Consider the following 17,444-nt stretch of genomic DNA (forward strand, 5'->3'; position numbering starts at 1 on the left):
AAGACTGGATGGTGTGACGCGGTCGGAACGGATCAAAACAGCGACATCTGGCCGCTGCTGCCGGATGCCTTTGGCGGCTTTTCCTGCGGCTGTGCCACCGCGACCGGTTTCTGCAGATCCTTGCCCATGTTGGACACCTTGTTGACCAGATCTGATACCGGAAACGCCTCGAAGAAATCGTCCTGTACCGGCCGCATCAGATCCGCCACGTGGCGTGGCTCACCGTTCTTGCAATCCAGCCAGCGATCGAAATCCTCCGGCGCGATGACGACGGGCATGCGGTCGTGGATCGGCCGCAGGGCGTGATTGGCAGCAGTCGTCAGGATCGCCGCGGTATCGACTTCCGAGCCATCGGCAGATGCGTAGGTTTCCATCAGTCCCGCAAAGGCGATGACGCCCCCATTCTTCGGGCGGATCCAGAAGGGCTGTGAGGGCAGTCCCGTCTCCTTTGGGGGCCGGCGCCATTCGTAGAAACCGGAGGCCGGAATAAGAACGCGGCGGTGACGCATGGCGGCCCGGAACGACGCCTTTTCGGCCGCCGTCTCGGAGCGCGCGTTGATCATCAGGGGAAAGTCCTTGATATCCTTGACCCAGCCCGGAATCAGGCCCCACCGGGCAAGTACGGCGCGACGCGGCGGAAGATTGCTGCCGGGCTTCACATACTCGTTGTGCATGACGATCAGGATCGGCTGCGTCGGGGCAATATTGTAGCGGGCCGGGAAACCTTCCTCCCCCAGCGCCTGCATGACCTCCAGAATTTCCTCAGAAGTCGCCGTCAGGGCGTAGCGTCCGCACATACGAGATTAGATGGCACCGGGGTAGGCAGACGTCAAGCGGATCAGGCGCTGCGGGGACCGAAGAGGATGATCGCGCCGCCGAGGAGGCACACGGTCGTGCCGATCAAGTCCCAGCGGTCGGGCATCCGGTTCTCGACACCAGCAAGCCAGAGGATGGAGGCCAGAATGTAGATCGATCCATAGGCGGCGTAGGTCCGCCCGGCCGCGTCGCTTGGCACGAAGCTCAGCACCCAGGCAAACAGCGCGAGCGACACCATACCCGGCACCAGCCACAGAGCCGGCTTTTCCAGCCGCCACCAGGCCCAGAAGGCAAAGCAGCCGGCGATCTCGAACAGGGCGGCAAGCGAGTAGAGGAGATAGGTTTTCATGCTGTCCAGCCGTTGAGGTTCACCGGCATGGTTCGGGCCGTGTCATGCCGTGAGAGAGGGTTTTTGCGCGCGACATGATATGTCCTTGATGGGCGGCTATTCCCGCCTACACTATCCTGACCTTATCGCTCTTCAAAGCTTCAGCAGTCCATGACAACAGCCACGCCCTCCCCGCAAGCCGCGTCGTCGGCCATTCTCGAACGTGACGGCAAATTTCTGCTGATCCGGCGATTGAACCCGCCCTCGGCCAATCTGTTTGCCTTTCCAGGGGGTCGGGCCGAGCCCGGCGAGACGCCATCGGAGACGGCGGTGCGGGAATTCTTCGAGGAGACCGGCATCGCTGTGCGCAATCCGACCCTGTTTGCCACCTACGACCTTAATAAGGACAAGGACGACAACCGCCATTTCTCGCTCTCGGTGTTCCGTGTCGAAGCGGACCCCGAAGGAGAAGCGATTGCCGCCGACGATGCGGCCGATCCGGGATGGTATTCGGTTGAGGAGATCCGCAATCTTCCAGTGCCTGCGAGCGTGCTGGAGTGCGCCGAAAGGCTGGCGGCGGAACTGAAACGCGGTTAGGAGTTCGTATGCACCGCCTGATGTCTTTCCTCACGTCTTCCCACCGATTCGCGATCGTTGCTGCGATCGCGCTGAGTTGTGCCGCCGCGCCGGCTGGCGCCCAGTCGCAGAAAGCACCGTCGAAGCAGGCGCCGTCTGCGACAACGGCCGCGCCACAGACGGAAACCGAATCAAAACCGGCTCCGTATGATTCGCAGATGATGCGGCTTGCGGAAGTGCTGGGCTCGGTCACCTATTTGCGGTCGCTTTGCGGTGCAACCAGTGACGATTGGCGCGGATCCATGCAGAAATTGCTGGATTCTGACACCGCCAGCGAGCCTAAACGGCGGGAACGCTTGACCGCCGCCTACAACCGCGGCTACCGCTCGTTTGCCGCGGTTCACACATCCTGCAATGAACCCGCACGCATGGCTGAGGAACTCTACCGTGCCGAAGGCGCAACACTTGCCGCCGAAATAGCCAGTCGCTACGGAAATTAGCGGTTTATTTACCTCTTTTGACCTCAAGCCGTGTCGTTTTGATAAAAGGCTGATAAAGTTCTTAATGGGTCAGTAATTAATACGGGTACCGAGGATCAAGAGTATGCAGACAGGCCGCAACGAAATCGATGACATGATCGTCCACGAGAAGATGCAGGCTGCGTTGGAATATCAGAATGAAGCCTGGGCTGATGGCCGTGCCGATGGCATCGAGGCTGAAATCATTGCTGATGTCGCGATGGCCTGTGCCATTCGCGAGACGATCCGCCTGCTGGGCGAAACCGGCGCCGAAGCGCTGCTGGATTCGCTGAAGAACCGCATGCTGGCCGGAGAGTTTTCGCCGGAACGGATCGTTCAGTAATCTCGCACATCCTTATCAGGCATCAAGAAAAGCCGAGAATTCCCCTTCGGAAGGCGGCCGGAATGCATATCATGACAAACTTCAACGGTCTGCGTCTGGCGCTTGCCGCAACATGTTTTTGCGGCTTGCAGGTTATGGCACCGGCTTCCGCGCTGGCGCTGAGCACCACCGCGCAGGGTGAAACAGGCGGCAGCAAGCCATCGTCCGGCGTCATGCAGGCTTTCGAGGGTCCGCAAGTGCCGGCGACCGGGTCGGCCCAGGCCCCCGTAGCAGCGCCCGCTGCACCTGCCGCCGGCCAGCCAACGGCTGCGGCGACCGACACGATCCAGGCCGACATCATCCGCGACATGACAACACTGCCGGAGCCTGTCAAGAAAATGCGCGCCGCCTTGATCGAGGCCGCTGCCTCCGGCGATATCGAACGGCTGAAGCCGCTGACCAATCCCGGCCCGAACCAGACCCAGGTTATGGACTATCAGGGCGACGATCCGGTCGGAGCGCTGAAGAACTTTTCCGGCGATCCAGACGGCCAGGAAATCCTGGCGATCGTCATGGACCTTCTCTCCGCCAGCGCCGTGAGGCTCGAGGCCGGGCAGCCGGAGGAGGTTTACGTCTGGCCGTATTTCGCCGGCAAGTCGATCTCTGCGCTCACCCCACCCGAGCGCGTCGAGCTGCTGCGGATCGTTACGGCCGGCGATATGATCGGCATGGAAGAAAACGACGCCTATAATTTCTACCGCATCGGCCTGTCGCCCGACGGCCAGTGGAAGTTCTTCACCGGCGGCGACTGACTCTTGCCGTTCCGCTTGCGGCACCGCGACTGCCCTTGTTCGCGCGGTCGGGAGGGCTTACCTGTCGGGTTCGACATTCCGGCTCAACAATCGGACCTTTCGCCATGCCCGCCGTCCATCTTCCTTCGCGCCAGCTGATCCGGGTTTCCGGTGTCGATGCACGCGATTTTCTCCACAGCCTGATCACGACAGATATCGAATCCCTGCCTGAACGCACGGCCCGCCCCGGTGCGCTTTTGACGCCACAGGGCAAGATCCTGTTCGATTTCATGATCTCCCGTGACGGCGACGATTTCCTGATCGAAACCGAATCGGCCCAGCGCGACGCGCTGATGCGCCGGCTCACCATGTACAAGCTGCGGGCGGCCGTGACGATTGCAGCCGACGATGCCGATGGCGTGACGGTAACCTGGGGCGACGGTTCGGTTACTGGTGCTGCGGATGCGGCGTTTGCCAAAGCCGGCGTGACTTTGTCGCGGTATCCGGGAAAGCCCGAGGGCATCGCGATCGACGCGTCGGAAGCCGAGTACGAGACGCTGCGGGTCACGTCCGGCATTCCGGCCTCCGGCTTCGACTATGCCCTGCAGGATGCCTTTCCGCACGACGTTCTCCTCGACAAGACCGACGGGCTGTCGTTCCGCAAGGGTTGCTATGTCGGGCAGGAAGTCGTCTCTCGCATGCAGCACCGTGGCACCGCACGGCGGCGTGTCGCGCTCGTCACAAGCGAGACTGCCCTGCCCGTCTCAGGCACGGACATCATGGCCGGTGGCAAGCCGGTCGGCACGCTCGGATCCGTCTTGGGTAACAAGGGGCTTGCAGTCGTGCGGATCGACCGGGTCGGCGATGCGATCGCCAATGGTATTCCCCTGACGGCGGGCGATGTGACCGTCCTTCTCTCGCTGCCGGAATGGACCGACCTGTCGTTCCCGACAGCGACGCAAGAGGCCGAGCCGTGAGCGGATCGAAATCAATGCGGGCCTGGCAGCGGATGCTTTCCGGCCGTCGGCTCGACCTGCTGGACCCCTCTCCGCTCGATGTCGAGATTGCTGATATCGCCCACGGGCTTGCCCGCGTTGCGCGCTGGAACGGCCAGACCAAAGGCGACCACGCGTTTTCGGTGGCGCAGCACAGCCTGATCGTTGAGCAGATCTTTTGTCGCACCAATCCCGATGCCTCCAGCGAGGCGATGGCGCTGGCGCTGTTGCATGACGCACCCGAATACGTCATCGGCGACATGATCTCGCCCTTCAAGTCGGTAGTCGGCGGCGGTTACAAGGCGGTCGAATTGCGGCTCGAGGCTGCGATCCATATCCGCTTCGGTCTGCCGCCGCATCCGACCAAGGAGCTGAAGGTGATGATCAAGAAGGCCGACACCGTTGCCGCGTTTTTCGAAGCGACCGAGCTTGCCGGGTTTTCCGTCACCGAAGCCCAGAAATTCTTCGGCGTGCCGCGTGGAATAACCCGCGACATGCTGGAACTGAAGCCGATGCCGGCGCTCGATGCTCAGGCGCGCTTTCTCGAGCGCTTTCATGCGCTTGAAGCCGATCGCGGTGTGACGGCATGAGCCGGATCATCGTCTGTCCGCTCGACAAGATCGCTGAACTCTCGGTCCGCCACGGCGCCCGTGAGATGGTGAGCCTGATTGCCGAAAAGCAGGATTTCCACCGGCCTGCCGTGATTGCCGCCGCGCGCCACCTGAAGCTCAAGATGAACGATATTGGCTTTGCCGGCACCGGCACTCTGATTGCGCCGAGCGAGGCACATGTGGAGCAGCTGATCGCCTTCGTCAAAGACTGGGATCAGTCCGCACCGCTCGTCGTGCATTGCTGGATGGGCGTGTCCCGCTCTCCGGCAGCTGCCGTCATTGCGTCGCTTTCACTTTATCCCGATCAGGACGAGGTCGAGCTCGCGACAAGGCTGCGCAAGGTCGCGCCGCATGCGACGCCGAATACAAGGCTGATTGAGATCGGCGACCGTCTTTTGCAGCGTGACGGACGGCTTGTGCAGGCGATCAAGCGGATCGGGCGCGGCGCTGAAACCGATGGTCGGGCCTCGTTCGTGCTGCCTGTTACGGCACAGGCCGAAATCGAAAACCGCGCGTCCTGATCCCCTGCGGCGGGTGAGAAACGTCGCTCCGTTTGCCTTGACCTGACAGTCACCCGCGCCAATTAGCCTCCTCTTTACAGCAAAGGATCAGGCCCCGAATGGAACAGGCATCGGCTTTCGTCGTCGCAACTCGTACGGCACTCTCACAGCTCACAGCCCTCGGCATCCAGTATTCATTCTCGGTCATCGGCGCCATTCTTCTTCTGATCGTCGGATGGGCCGCCGCCCGCCTGCTCAGCCGCTGGGCGCATAACGGTCTGTCGCGGGTGAACGGCATCGACGCAACGCTGGCGCAGTTCTTCTCCAACATCATCCGCTACGCGGTGCTGATCATCGTCGTGGTGATGGTGCTCGGCCAGTTCGGCGTCCAGACGGCATCGGTCCTTGCGGCGCTGGGCGCGATCGGCCTTGCGGTCGGTCTTGCCCTGCAGGGCACGTTGCAGAATATTGCAGCCGGCATCATGCTTCTGGTTCTGCGCCCGTTCCGCGTCGGCGAATCGATCGAGACGGGCAATGTCAGCGGCACGATCGTCGATGTCGGCCTGTTCGCGACCGAGCTTCGCACCGCCGAAGGCGTCTATCGCCTGGCGCCGAATTCGACGCTTTGGAACGTGCCGATCACCAACTATTCGCGCCTGCACACGCGCCGGCACGAGATCTCGGTGACGCTGTCGGCCGACCAGAGCCTTGACGAGGCCGAAGCCAAGCTCAAGTCGATCGCCAAGGCGGAAACGCGGGTGGAGAGCAACCCGGCACCGACCACCTATCTTGCGGATTTCGATGCCGGCAGCGCCAAGCTGACACTGCGCTACTGGATCAAGAGCGCCCAGTGGTGGGCGGTCAGCCGCGACATGACCAAGGCCGTCAAGCTTGCATTCGACAAAGTGGTCGAGGAAGAAGTGCCGGCCGATACGCAGGACGACGGTCCGGCTTCATACACCCCATAACGGTATCGACGGGTAGATCGGCTTTTCTTTGCGGACCAATGGTATAACGTCCGCTGACCTTCTCAACCGAGCCCGCTAGCATATGATCCTCCAGCTTCTGCTGATCGTTCTCATTCTCTCCCTCGTCGTCTCGCAGCGAAAGCTGTCGGGCCGGGTCGCTTCGCTGGAGAAAGAACTTTCGGATGTCCGGGCGCGCCTGCTGAGCGGCGTTCCCGTCACTTCCGAGGCGGTCGTGTCGCCCGAGGCGGCGCTTGCAGAGATACGCACCGAAGCCGCGGCTGAGATGGCCGCCGACACGGGCTTTGCAAAGGCTTCGGCAGAACCGTCGAAGACCGAAGTCCTGGCAGAGATCACGGCGCCCGAGGAGAGGACGTCCAATCAGGCAGCCGAAACACCTCCGCTCCCCGCGCCCACTCCGCGCTTCCGCCGTGAAAATCTGGAAAGCTATCTCGGTGCTCGCTGGCCGGTCTGGGTGGGTGGCGTGGCACTCGCCTTTGGCGGCATCTTCCTTGTCCGCTATTCGATCGAAGCCGGTCTGCTCGGCCCCGGTGCTCGTCTGTCGCTGGCAGCGATATTCGGCTTGGTGCTGATTGCCGCCGGCGAGCTGGTGCGCCGTCGGGCAATGCCCACGATGTCGGAGCTCTACGCCAATGCGATGATCCCCGGTGCGCTGACGGCCGCCGGTAGCATCACGCTGCTGGGCGCGTCCTTCGCGGCCTACGCCTTTTACGATTTCATCGGCTCCGGCACCGCCTTCATGCTGATGGCCCTGATTTCGTTTGCAACAATCGGGCTGTCGCTGCTGCACGGGCAGACGCTGGCCGGGCTTGGCCTGCTTGGCTCGCTGATCACGCCGCTTCTGGTGACGACCGACGACCGAGACGTCAACGCGTTGTTCCTGTTTCTCGGCGTGAGCTGGCTGGCGTTGAACGCCGCCTCGCGCATCCGCCGCTGGACCGTGGTGCCGATGATCGCCAATTTCGGGATCGGCCTCTGGGTTCTCGCCTACACGTCACAATCGCTGCCGATCGACATGATGCCGCCTTCGCTGGTGCTGCTGATGATGATTGCCGGAACGATCCTCATCTGGCCCGGCCGCGTTTATACGCGCGGCTCGACAGGGAGCGGCGGCTGGCGGGCGCTGCTGAAGAGGCCACCGCTGCGGATCACCCTGTCGTTATCAGTCACGGTCGCGCTTTCGGCGCTTGCCATGCTGGTCGCCACGCCTGGGGGCTCTCTTCATCCGCTGTTCGTCTTCGTCGCCCTGATCGGCGCGCTGGCCGCCGTCGGCAGCAGTCGCAGCTACGGGGTGTGGACGGTCGTGGTTGCAGCGCTCGCCGCGCATGCCGGTATCGCGACCGTTGCGTCGACATTGCTCGCCTATGTGATGCCCCAACCGGTGACCGGCACAACCGCGCCTGTCGTTGCCGCTTTCGGCCACGAGATTGCAGGCTTCCTGCTCCTCGGCGGCATCTTCACGCTGCTCGGGGCCGGGTTCCTCAGGCGCTTCCGGCATGAGGAACCGACGTTTTCGGTACTCTGGTCCTTTATGATGGGGGCAATGCCGGTCACGATCGGGTTCATCTCGTTTCTGAACTTCGGCAATTTTTTCCGCGACTGGACGCACGGCCTCTATGGCATCGGCATCGGACTTGTGATGCTCGCGGTGGCGGAGTGGCTGTTTCGCGGACGTGACGAAAGCGATGGCGACGGCATCGATTGGCCGGCGAATATCGCCGTGCTCGGGTCCTTCGCGGGGTTCACGCTGGCGCTTCATGCGCTCACCAACGGCATCGTCACGACCATCCTTCTTTCCGTTCTCGGCTTTGCCTATCTGATGGCGATGCGAGTGCGGACATGGGCTGCCCTGCCCTGGATGATGGCGGCGGCAATCGCGATCGTGTTCGGTCGCATCGCCTGGCAGCCGACGCTGGTCGGGCCGGACAGTCTCGGCACGACGCCGTTCTTCAATGCGCTGCTGCCGGGCTACGGTATTCCGACCCTGCTCGCGATTGTAGCAGCCTGGATGCTGCGAAATTCACCCGATGTCCGTGTCCGCAACGTTTTGCAGGGACTGGCATCGCTTGCAGCCCTGCTGACACTTGCCGTGCTGATACGCCACGCGATGAATGGCGGCGTGCTCGATGCCAGTACGCCGACGCTTGGCGAGCAGTCGATCTACACGCTCTTGACGATCGGCTTCTCCGGCATTCTGATGACGCTCGACCTGAAAAGCCCGAGCCCGGTCTTCCGCTACGGCTCGATGATCGCCGGCGCGATCGCGACGGTGAACGTGCTCTCGGCGCATGTGTTTGCGCTCAATCCGTTCTTCTCCGGCGAAAGCACCGGCTCCTGGCCCGTCCTCAACCTTCTGCTGCTCGGTTATCTTCTCCCGGCGCTCGCCTATGGACTGACCTCGTACTTGGCGCGCGGCCGGCGGCCAGCGCCCTATGTGGCGATGCTCGCCGTCTCGGGCGCCCTGCTCGGCTTTCTCTGGGCGACGCTTTCGGTTCGACGCTTTTTCCAGGGCCAGAATATTGCCCAGTGGAAGGGCTTTCTCGCTTCCGAAACCTATGCCTATTCTGTCGTCTGGCTCCTGATCGGCATCGGCCTTCTGGTAGCGGGCTCGAAATGGAACGCCAAGAGCCTGCGGCTTGCTTCTGCAGTGCTGGTGCTGGTGTCCGTGGCAAAGGTTTTCCTGATCGACATGGCCAATCTCGAAGGCATTATGCGGGCCCTGTCCTTCATCGGGCTGGGGGCAGTTCTGATCGGAATTGGGCTTTTCTATCAACGGATTCTGGTCAACAAGAACGACACATCTAATACAGACGATTCTCACGAACCCTCGTAGAAACCAGCATGACCGCGTCACTCGCAGAAGCCTTTTCGCCCCACCAGGATCTGGCCAGAAGCCTCATTCCGCATGCGAGTGCTGGCGACGATGGAAGCCACGATCTGGCTCACATCGCCCGCGTCTTCAAGAATGCGATGCGCATTCATCAACACGAAGGCGGCGACGGGCGGGTGCTGGCAGCCGCGGTGCTGCTGCATGACTGCGTTGCGGTGGAAAAGAACTCGCCACTGCGCAATCAGGCATCTCGTCTTGCCGCGGAAAAGGCGGCGGGCATTTTGGGCGAGATGGGCTGGAGCGAGACCGATATCGATGCGGTTTCCCACGCCATCCTCACCCACAGTTTTTCGGCAAACCTCGAGCCGCAGACCATCGAGGCGAAGATCCTGCAGGATGCGGACCGGCTCGATGCAATCGGCATGATCGGTGCGGCACGCTGTTTCTACATTGCCGGGCGGATGGGTTCCGCGCTTTACGATCCGGCCGATCCTCTCGCCAAGCATCGACCGCTGGACGACAGGACGTTTGCAATTGATCATTTCGAAACGAAGCTGTTCAAGCTCGCCGACGGCTTCAAGACGCAGGCCGGCAGGCAGGCGGCAAACGAACGCCACCAGCGTCTGAAAAGTGTTCTCGACCTCTTTCTCGATGAAATTTGAGGAAAACCCATGCATGTCAGCGAGATCAACTACTACCCCTTGAAGAGCGGCCGCGGCATTTCGCTCACTGAGACGCAGATGACGTCCACGGGCATACCCGGCGATCGCAGCTTGATGCTGGTCGATACCAGGGGGCATTTCGTCAACCAGCGCGATCTTCCAGAAATGGCGCAGTTGCAGGTCCTGCCCGACACGGACGGGTTCCGGTTTTCGATGGAGAGCAAGGGCGAGATCACCGTCGCCCGGCCGCCGGGCTACCGGCGTACCGATGTGGTCGTTTGGAATTCGATCGTCAGCGCCGCGCTGGCCGACAAGGATATCAACTCGACCCTTTGCGACTGGCTGGGATGCGACGTGCGGCTTGTTTTCTTCGATGAACGTTCGAAGCGGACCGCAAGCGACGACTGGGCAGGACCCGATACGCCGGTCACATTTGCCGACGGATACCAGGTCCTGGTCACGACCACCGGCTCGCTCGAGGCGATCAATGCCGACATGGAGAAGCATGGAGAAGGCGCCGTCGGGATGGACCGGTTCCGCGCCAACATCGTCATCGACGACGGGGACGCCTTTGGCGACGACCATTGGGAGGCGATCGAGATCGGCGGCGTTCGTCTCGATCTCGTCAAACCCTGCGCCCGCTGCATCATGATCACCCAGGATCAGGTGACCGGTTCACGGGATGTCGCCAACCCGATGCCGGCACTCGGTCGCCTGCGCATGTCGGGCGACCGGCGTGTTCCCGGCCCGCTGTTCGGATGGAACGCCGTGCCGCGCGGCAGCGGCATGATCGCAATTGGTGACGACGTGAAAGTGGTCTCAACACGCGGCGCGTGGGCCATCAAGCAGCGGTAAAGAAAAGCGGCCGTGTTGTTGTCTGGCCGCGTCCCCTTACCGGACTTGAGAACTGTCGTGAGCTTACCGAGCCAAGCGCATTGCCTGGCCCTGGCAATCCAGCACCTCGTCGATGGCGTAACCAATTTTTTCGATCAGTTCCTGCAGGTTCGGGTTTTCCGGATCGAGAAAATCGCCAACGAAGGCGACAACATTATCCGCCGTCAAAGGAAAACCGCTGATGCTACACTTCAGGATTGCCTGGTTTGCAATCGTGGTCGCGGTGATGCGCTCCAGAAATTCGTTTCGCTGGTCTTCCGTCATCCCAGTGAGCATCGTTTCTCCTGATTTGCTTGCCCAAGTCTAACTCAACCTTGAGAACATATGTTCCAGTCGCCAGTACGGGGAAGACCTCAAGTGCAGGTCTCCAGAACTATTTGCAGTTTCTCATATACCTTTTTCGGGTCTGAAGGTTCCCTCTGACGGCACCGCATGGCAGACATGTCCAATCGGCGTTTGTTGACAAAGGTCAAAACCGGTCAAGAACACCAATCTCACAAACGTAGGGCGTCACGGCGGCGCTTGCGCGCTCCGCACTGGAATCGATCACCATCATGACATCTCGGTCTACGGGACTTCTCTTCGCGTTGACTGCTGTCATTATCTTCGCGGTTCAGGACGGCATCTCGAAACACCTGGGCGGCGCCTATCCTCCCATTTTCGTGGCGATGATCCGCTACTGGGCCTTCGCAGGTTTCGTGCTCATCGTGGCCGGTCGCTCGTCCGGCGGTGTCAAAGGTGCAGCGTCCGCGAACAGGTTGTGGCTGCAGATTGCCCGCGGGGTCATTCTGGTTTTCCAGATCGCGCTGTCGATCTTCTCCTTTGCCGAGGTCGGTCTTGCGGCCACCCATACGATCTTTGCTGCGACGCCGCTGCTCGTTGCCTGCCTTTCGGTGCCCTTGCTTGGCGAGAAGGTCGGCTGGCGGCGGTGGACCGCGATCGGCGTCGGCTTTGCCGGCATCCTGATGATCATCAATCCGCTGCATGCGACATTCGATTTCCGGATCGTCATCCCGCTGATCGGCACCACGATGTTTGCGCTCTACTCGGTGCTGACCCGGCTCGCGAGCCGCACCGACACGGCCGATACCGCGTTTTTCTACACAGGTATTGCCGGTGCTGCGGCGATCACGCTGGTCGGTCCGTTCTACTGGTCGAACATCACGCTCTCCGACTGGTTCTGGATGCTGACGCTTTGCATTACCGGCATGACCGGGCACTATCTGCTGATCCGCGCCTACTCGCTCGTCGATGCCGTCGCGGTACAGCCGATGTTCTACGTACAGTCGGTGCTCGTCTGCCTGATCGGTGTGATGCTGTTTGGCGAGATGATGACCATCAACATGGTGGCCGGGTGTGCGATCGTCATTAGCGCCGGCGCCTTCACGCTCTGGCGCGAATCGCGGCTTGGCAAAGTCCCACCGCCCCCGATCGAGCCGCCCGGCGCGCTGTAGAAAAGGCTTTGTCGCATCAGCTGTTGTGATGCATCGCGTCAGGAAAAGTCGTTTCCCATTTCACACCTGCGCGGCTATGGATAATGCCTGATTTCAGGAGGCAAGCATGTCCAACCCCGCGCGCTCATCGATGCCCTGGCTGATCATCACGGCCGGTGCCTTGGTTGCGATGCTGACCTTCGGCCCGCGTTCGGCAATGGGCTTCTTCCAACTGCCGATGTTGTCCGATCGTGGCTGGGATCGCACCACTTTCGGGCTCGCGATGGCGATCCAGAACCTCGCCTGGGGCCTTGGCCAGCCGATATTCGGAGCGATAGCGGACAAATACGGTACCGGCCGCGTGCTCGCCCTGTCCGGTCTCCTCTATGCGGGCGGACTGTTTCTGATGTCGTCCGCGCAATCAATTCCGATGCTGCACCTGTCGGGCGGCCTGATGGTGGGGCTTGCCGTCGGCGCCGGTTCGTTCGGCACGATCCTGTCAGCCTTTGCCCGCAACGTGACGCCCGAACAGCGCTCCTTCGCGTTCGGGATCGGCACTGCCGCCGGCTCCGCCGGGATGTTTCTGTTTGCGCCGCTCAGCCAGGCGCTGATCACGGCCTACGGCTGGTCGGACAGTCTGATGATCATGTCGGCGATGATGCTTGCTGTTCCGCTGCTTGCCATCCCGCTCCGTGGCAACGCGAGCTCCGGCACGCAGAACCAGACGGAGTTAAAGCAGACCGCGGCGCAGGCACTGCGGGAAGCCTTCGGGCACAAGTCGTACCTGTTGCTGACCTCGGGCTTTTTCGTCTGCGGTTTTCAGGTAGCTTTCATCACCGCGCATTTCCCGGCCTATCTTCGCGATATCGGCATTGACGCTCGGTATGCGGTGATCGCCATGGCACTGATCGGTTTCTTCAACATCATCGGCTCGCTCGGCGCCGGCGTGCTCGGGCAGCGCTACTCGAAACCCTATCTGCTCGCCTATATCTATATCGGCCGCTCGATCGCCGTCACGGCCTTCCTGCTTCTGCCGCAGTCTCCGACCTCGGTCATCATCTTTGCCGCCGTGATGGGTCTCTTGTGGCTGTCCACGGTGCCGCCGACCAACGGACTGGTGGCGATCATGTTCGGCACGCGGCATCTGGGCCTGCTTGGCGGTTTCGTGTTCCTGTCGCACCAAGTGGGGTCGTTCCTCGGCGTCTGGATGGGCGGCGCGCTTTACGACAGGCTCGGTTCCTATGACATGGTCTGGTGGTTCGGCGTCGTGTTCGGCCTGTTTGCCGCGGCCGTACACTGGCCCATTCGCGAAAAGACGGTGAACCGCCAACCGGTCATGCAGCCGGCGGAATGATACCTGATCCTTGCGGCGTCTGATCGTCAGGGGCTTTCGACAGCGCCTTCAGCGCCGCCTGAACGAACCCGTCGCGGGCGGTACTCTGGGTCATTCCGCGCGGTTCATAGACATGCCGGGATAGGAAATGGCCGGTCAGACGGAAGGCCGCGGCCATGCCGTCGCGGTCGGCAGTCCTGGATGCTCCCTCTCCCAGAAAATCCGGCAGGGCCAGCATGCGGTCCGCATAGGGAGCGCCGGCATCGCGGCTCACGGCGCGACCGGATTTTGGCGACACATAGACAAGATCGCTGCGTGTGCCTGTCGCTGCACATTCCGAAAGATCCAGTCCGAAACCAAGATCGTTCAGTACCGCGAGTTCGAACCGGACGAAGAGTTCGCCCGCATCGGACGGATCATCCATCGCATCGAGAATGATATCGAGGGCTTCAAACAGGTGCGGATGCGGATCACGCTCGGGAAGCAGCCGAAGCAAAGCCCCCATCGCCTGGACACCGTAGACCGCCGTTGCGGTTTCCATCAGCTTTGCTGCACGCAGTTGCAGCGGTTCGAGCTTGAATTCGCCGAGATGCTCGTCGAGACGCGCGCGCCAGACCACCTCCACGCGGTTTCCCGGCTGCAGCACCGGTTGCATCGAGCGCGAGCGGCCGGATCGGACGATGCCGAGATGGCGGCCGCGTTCGCGCGTCATCAGTTCGGCGATGACACTCGTCTCGCCGTGGCGTTTCACGCCGATGATGATTGCCTCGTCCTGCCACTGCATCGATAGGTGAACTTCCTGTCTGCGTTGATCAGTTCTACCGTATAACCTCTTGGGACTGAATCGGTTTCTGCGTCTTTCCGGCACGGTTTGCGGGCTCTGTCGGTGTCTAGGTGTGGCTGTCGCGCCTCCCTTGATTTATCTCTCGATCGGGCTGGAACAAATTGCCTTCGCCGCGGATTTCTCCGCCGAACAGCCAAGAGCAATACGCTGCCGGAGATCACATGAAAAACGCCCTGCTCGCTACCGCTATCATTGCCGCGATGCCCTTTGGCCTCGCCTTGCCAACGCCTGCGGCCGCACAGTCGCCGCAGCTTGAACAGGCCTGCGTCGCGGTTGCCAAGAACTTCCTGCTCATTCCAGACGTCAAGACCGGCATTGTGCAGTCCTTCCCGGAACTCGATCCGCCGGGCGCACGTCTCACCTATTCGACCCGCCAGGACGCCAAGCCGACGGACTTCACCAACGAGATCGATTGCGAGTTCGGCAAGGGTGGACCTCCCTTCACGCTGCTGCGCTTCTGCATCTCGAAGACATGCTACGGCCCGGGTGAGCAGGAGCCCGAAAATCGTCGTCGCTTCGAAGAGGTCAAGGCGCTGATGGAGCGCAAGAAGTAAGATCTCCGTCTCAGCCGAGATCCGGCGTCAGCATGTTCAGTGCTGAAGACAGATATCGCGCGGCCAGAGCATGGCCGCGCGCTGAAGCGAGATCCAGCGCTGCCCGGCAGTGGCTCTCGAGCGGATCACTGATCTGAATCGGTTCGGCGAGAGCTGGCTGCACGATGACAGTGCCGCTGTAGATCGAAGGCAGTCCATCGACATCGCGCAGACAGCGTCCGTTCGCGCGAACACTAACCTTACGGCCATCCGGATGGGTCAGGCTGTATTCGGCATTGTAGGCTGCACCATCGACGATCGCCATGTGGATAGCCTTGGCCACACGCTGCTTGTCGCCTTCGTCGATGTAGCGCACCAGGACGTCGATCGGCATTCCGATCGACAGGTCCTCAATCGAGAGACCAAACACATGGGCGATGACCTCGTCACCATAGACGCGGTTTTCTGCAACATTCCAGCTGTAGAACCCCACCGCGTTGATGAAATCTTGATCCGCTTCGTCAGAAGCGATCGTTCCGCGTGCCATGTCCGCTCCCTATGCCAATACGACGCGTAGTTGTACCATCACCATCGCGTTAGCAATCGCGTACATTGATAGATGACAAGTTGCTACGGGGTTCTACGTAACGAATCACGAGCGCCCTTTGGCTGACAGGAATGTCCAAGGGAGCGATTCTGCAGCCATCGTGCACGACCGGAGGATGCAGCCGCAATTTGCACGAACCATGGATGCTTTACGCTTTTTTGCCGCCATCTAGCACGTTGAGTGCGGAGGACAGGTAGCGGGCCGCAAGCGCGTGGCGGCGGCTGTTGGCGATTTTCAAAGCCTCGAGACAATGGGTCTTGAGTGGATCGCCAGAATGAGCACCACTGCCCACTTCGACAGCGGTAACGGAGCCTGTGTAGATCGACGGCAGGCCGAGCTTGTCGCGAAGGCATCGTCCCTGCCCTGTCACCGTGACGCGGCGACCGTCCACATGGGTGATCCCATAACTCTGGTGGCACTTTTTGCCAGAAATGATGGACTCGTGCAGGGCTTTTGCTACGCGCTGCTTGTCGCCATCGTCGACGTTGACGATGACCTGTTCGATCGGCGCGCCGCTCTCGAGGTCCCTGTAGGGGACCCCGTAGATGAATGCGAAGACCTGATCGCCGTAGACCTTGTTCTCCTGAACGTTCCAGCTGAAGAACCCAACCGCATCGCTGAGATCCATACCACTGAAGGCATCAAAACGTCTTATATCGCTCATGCCTGGCACCACCTCCACGATTTGCCGAGATCGCCTCAGTCCTTCAATACAACCAGCGTAACCCGTCGGCGTATTTTAGGAAATAACAATTAAGCATTTCCGAATTTACTAACATTCGAAATTACACAGCAGTTCCTTCTCCCGATATCAAGCTAACGCATCGGAAGGAGTCGGCAAGCCAAAAACGGTCAAACATTCAGTTTTTCGGGAATTCCAGCCCCATTTCGCGGAAACGTTGTGGATCGTCTCCCCAATTTTCCCTGACCTTCACAAAAAGGAACAGGTGTACGGGCTGTTCAAGGATCTCGGTCAGTTCCTTGCGCGACGCTGTGGAGATCGCCTTGATGGCGTCGCCGTTCTTCCCAAGAGCGATCTTCTTCTGGCTTTCGCGCTCGACATAGATGACCTGTTCGATCCTGACGGAGCCATCCTTGCGCTCTTCCCACTTCTCAGTCTCGACATGCGAGGCGTAGGGAAGCTCTTGGTGGAGCCTGAGAAAGAGCTTCTCGCGGGTGATTTCGGCAGCAAGCTGGCGCATCGGCAGATCGGAAATCTGATCCTCCGGGTAGTACCAGGGGCCTTCCGGCAGGGTCGTGGAGAAATAGTCCATCAGATCGTCGCAACCCGAGCCTGTCGTGGCCGAGATCATGAAGGTGCGCACGAAATCGATCTTTTCGTTGGCCGCAGCAGCAAGTGCCAGAAGATCCTCGCGCTTGACCTGATCGATCTTGTTCAGAAGCAGCAGTTTCGGCTGATGCACATCCTTCAGACCCTCTAGGATCGCGTCGGCATCGCCGCGCAGGCCGCGTTCGCTGTCGATCAGGAGCGCGATCATGTCGGCATCCTTGGCGCCGCCCCAGGCGGTGGTCACCATGGCGCGGTCCAGCCTGCGGCGCGGCTTAAAGATGCCGGGCGTATCCATGAAGACGATCTGGGCGTTGTTGTGGATCGCGATGCCCCGAACGATGGCGCGGGTCGTCTGCACCTTGTGGCTGACGATCGACACCTTGGCGCCGACGAGACGGTTGACCAGCGTCGACTTGCCGGCATTGGTCGCTCCGATCAGCGCCACGAAACCGGAATGGGTCGGGCCGGCTTCAACCGGAGCCGCGGGGGTCTCATCGGCTGCGGCTTCCGGCTGCGCGGCGTTTGCCTGGTCGTCTTTGCCTTCGGTGGTGTTGTCTTCGATCATGATGTCCAA

General features: G+C 61.1%; 21 protein-coding genes. 14 read left to right on the forward strand and 7 right to left on the reverse strand.

Annotated features, from left to right (window positions below):
* Positions 1–32: 32 nt before the first annotated feature.
* Both ACQY1L_RS09680 and ACQY1L_RS09685 read right to left on the reverse strand, forming a co-directional pair.
* Positions 33–797 carry an SOS response-associated peptidase gene (locus ACQY1L_RS09680; RefSeq protein ID WP_209900444.1) on the reverse strand — a complete coding sequence of 255 codons (765 nt, stop codon included), beginning with the start codon at positions 795–797 and terminating at the stop codon, positions 33–35.
* A gap of 41 nt (positions 798–838) precedes the next feature.
* A complete protein-coding gene (locus ACQY1L_RS09685) occupies positions 839–1,165 on the reverse strand; it encodes a YnfA family protein (protein ID WP_062453372.1) in 327 nt (108 codons plus the stop codon).
* Positions 1,166–1,315: 150 nt separating this feature from the next.
* Between ACQY1L_RS09685 and ACQY1L_RS09690 the strand changes: the two genes are divergently transcribed.
* The 11 genes from ACQY1L_RS09690 to ACQY1L_RS09740 all read left to right on the forward strand — a co-directional run bounded on the left by ACQY1L_RS09690 (position 1,316) and on the right by ACQY1L_RS09740 (position 10,790).
* Positions 1,316–1,741, forward strand: coding sequence for an NUDIX hydrolase (locus ACQY1L_RS09690; RefSeq protein ID WP_430240763.1), 426 nt, complete (start codon positions 1,316–1,318; stop codon positions 1,739–1,741).
* A gap of 8 nt (positions 1,742–1,749) precedes the next feature.
* Entirely contained in the window at positions 1,750–2,220 is a 471-nt protein-coding gene (locus ACQY1L_RS09695) for a TIGR02301 family protein (RefSeq protein WP_244474014.1), read from the forward strand.
* Between the two features lie 103 nt (positions 2,221–2,323).
* Complete coding sequence (locus tag ACQY1L_RS09700) at positions 2,324–2,581, forward strand: hypothetical protein (protein ID WP_062453374.1); 258 nt, start codon at positions 2,324–2,326, stop codon at positions 2,579–2,581.
* A 62-nt stretch (positions 2,582–2,643) separates the two neighbouring features.
* A complete protein-coding gene (locus tag ACQY1L_RS09705; RefSeq protein WP_062453375.1) occupies positions 2,644–3,372 on the forward strand; it encodes a hypothetical protein in 729 nt (242 codons plus the stop codon).
* A gap of 104 nt (positions 3,373–3,476) precedes the next feature.
* Positions 3,477–4,328: a YgfZ/GcvT domain-containing protein gene (locus ACQY1L_RS09710; RefSeq protein ID WP_430240764.1), complete on the forward strand. Its 852-nt coding sequence runs from the start codon at positions 3,477–3,479 to the stop codon at positions 4,326–4,328.
* A gap of 14 nt (positions 4,329–4,342) precedes the next feature.
* The gene (locus ACQY1L_RS09715) at positions 4,343–4,936 is read left to right on the forward strand and encodes a YfbR-like 5'-deoxynucleotidase (protein WP_210311804.1); all 594 of its coding nucleotides are present in this window, start codon (positions 4,343–4,345) and stop codon (positions 4,934–4,936) included.
* A complete protein-coding gene (locus ACQY1L_RS09720; protein ID WP_430240765.1) occupies positions 4,933–5,478 on the forward strand; it encodes a tyrosine phosphatase family protein in 546 nt (181 codons plus the stop codon). Before ACQY1L_RS09715 ends, ACQY1L_RS09720 begins: the two co-directional genes overlap by 4 nt.
* 98 nt (positions 5,479–5,576) lie before the next feature.
* Positions 5,577–6,425, forward strand: coding sequence for a mechanosensitive ion channel family protein (locus ACQY1L_RS09725; protein WP_430240766.1), 849 nt, complete (start codon positions 5,577–5,579; stop codon positions 6,423–6,425).
* A gap of 82 nt (positions 6,426–6,507) precedes the next feature.
* Positions 6,508–9,276: a DUF2339 domain-containing protein gene (locus ACQY1L_RS09730; protein ID WP_430240767.1), complete on the forward strand. Its 2,769-nt coding sequence runs from the start codon at positions 6,508–6,510 to the stop codon at positions 9,274–9,276.
* A gap of 8 nt (positions 9,277–9,284) precedes the next feature.
* Complete coding sequence (locus ACQY1L_RS09735; RefSeq protein ID WP_092661820.1) at positions 9,285–9,935, forward strand: HD domain-containing protein; 651 nt, start codon at positions 9,285–9,287, stop codon at positions 9,933–9,935.
* Positions 9,936–9,944: 9 nt separating this feature from the next.
* Positions 9,945–10,790, forward strand: coding sequence for an MOSC domain-containing protein (locus ACQY1L_RS09740; protein WP_430240768.1), 846 nt, complete (start codon positions 9,945–9,947; stop codon positions 10,788–10,790).
* Positions 10,791–10,853: 63 nt separating this feature from the next.
* On the opposite strand, the gene ACQY1L_RS09745 is transcribed toward ACQY1L_RS09740, so the two are convergent.
* A complete protein-coding gene (locus ACQY1L_RS09745; RefSeq protein WP_184654833.1) occupies positions 10,854–11,105 on the reverse strand; it encodes a hypothetical protein in 252 nt (83 codons plus the stop codon).
* A gap of 278 nt (positions 11,106–11,383) precedes the next feature.
* On the opposite strand from ACQY1L_RS09745, the gene ACQY1L_RS09750 reads away from it, so the two are divergent.
* Both ACQY1L_RS09750 and ACQY1L_RS09755 read left to right on the forward strand, forming a co-directional pair.
* Positions 11,384–12,283: a DMT family transporter gene (locus ACQY1L_RS09750; RefSeq protein ID WP_430240769.1), complete on the forward strand. Its 900-nt coding sequence runs from the start codon at positions 11,384–11,386 to the stop codon at positions 12,281–12,283.
* A gap of 106 nt (positions 12,284–12,389) precedes the next feature.
* Positions 12,390–13,616, forward strand: a complete 1,227-nt coding sequence (locus tag ACQY1L_RS09755) for an MFS transporter (protein WP_430240770.1) — start codon at positions 12,390–12,392, stop codon at positions 13,614–13,616.
* Here the strand turns inward: ACQY1L_RS09755 and recO are convergent.
* Positions 13,597–14,379 (reverse strand): DNA repair protein RecO, encoded by a 783-nt coding sequence (gene recO, locus ACQY1L_RS09760; protein ID WP_113111126.1) that lies wholly within the window; start codon positions 14,377–14,379, stop codon positions 13,597–13,599. The genes ACQY1L_RS09755 and recO overlap by 20 nt on opposite strands.
* Positions 14,380–14,600: 221 nt before the next feature.
* Here recO and ACQY1L_RS09765 point away from each other — a divergent pair, with 221 nt between their 5' ends.
* On the forward strand, positions 14,601–14,993 hold the full coding sequence (locus ACQY1L_RS09765; protein WP_062453386.1) for a hypothetical protein: 393 nt from the start codon (positions 14,601–14,603) through the stop codon (positions 14,991–14,993).
* A gap of 10 nt (positions 14,994–15,003) precedes the next feature.
* On the opposite strand, the gene ACQY1L_RS09770 is transcribed toward ACQY1L_RS09765, so the two are convergent.
* From ACQY1L_RS09770 to era, 3 genes are all read right to left on the reverse strand, one after another.
* Positions 15,004–15,519 carry a PAS domain-containing protein gene (locus tag ACQY1L_RS09770; protein ID WP_092661812.1) on the reverse strand — a complete coding sequence of 172 codons (516 nt, stop codon included), beginning with the start codon at positions 15,517–15,519 and terminating at the stop codon, positions 15,004–15,006.
* A 208-nt stretch (positions 15,520–15,727) separates the two neighbouring features.
* The gene (locus tag ACQY1L_RS09775) at positions 15,728–16,243 is read right to left on the reverse strand and encodes a hypothetical protein (RefSeq protein ID WP_062453388.1); all 516 of its coding nucleotides are present in this window, start codon (positions 16,241–16,243) and stop codon (positions 15,728–15,730) included.
* Between the two features lie 196 nt (positions 16,244–16,439).
* The gene (gene era, locus ACQY1L_RS09780) at positions 16,440–17,435 is read right to left on the reverse strand and encodes a GTPase Era (RefSeq protein WP_430243883.1); all 996 of its coding nucleotides are present in this window, start codon (positions 17,433–17,435) and stop codon (positions 16,440–16,442) included.
* Positions 17,436–17,444: the final 9 nt, after the last annotated feature.

Origin of the sequence: Neorhizobium sp. DAR64862/K0K3 (genome assembly GCF_050500185.1) — a bacterium.
GTDB classification, from domain to species: Bacteria; Pseudomonadota; Alphaproteobacteria; order Rhizobiales; family Rhizobiaceae; genus Neorhizobium; species Neorhizobium soli.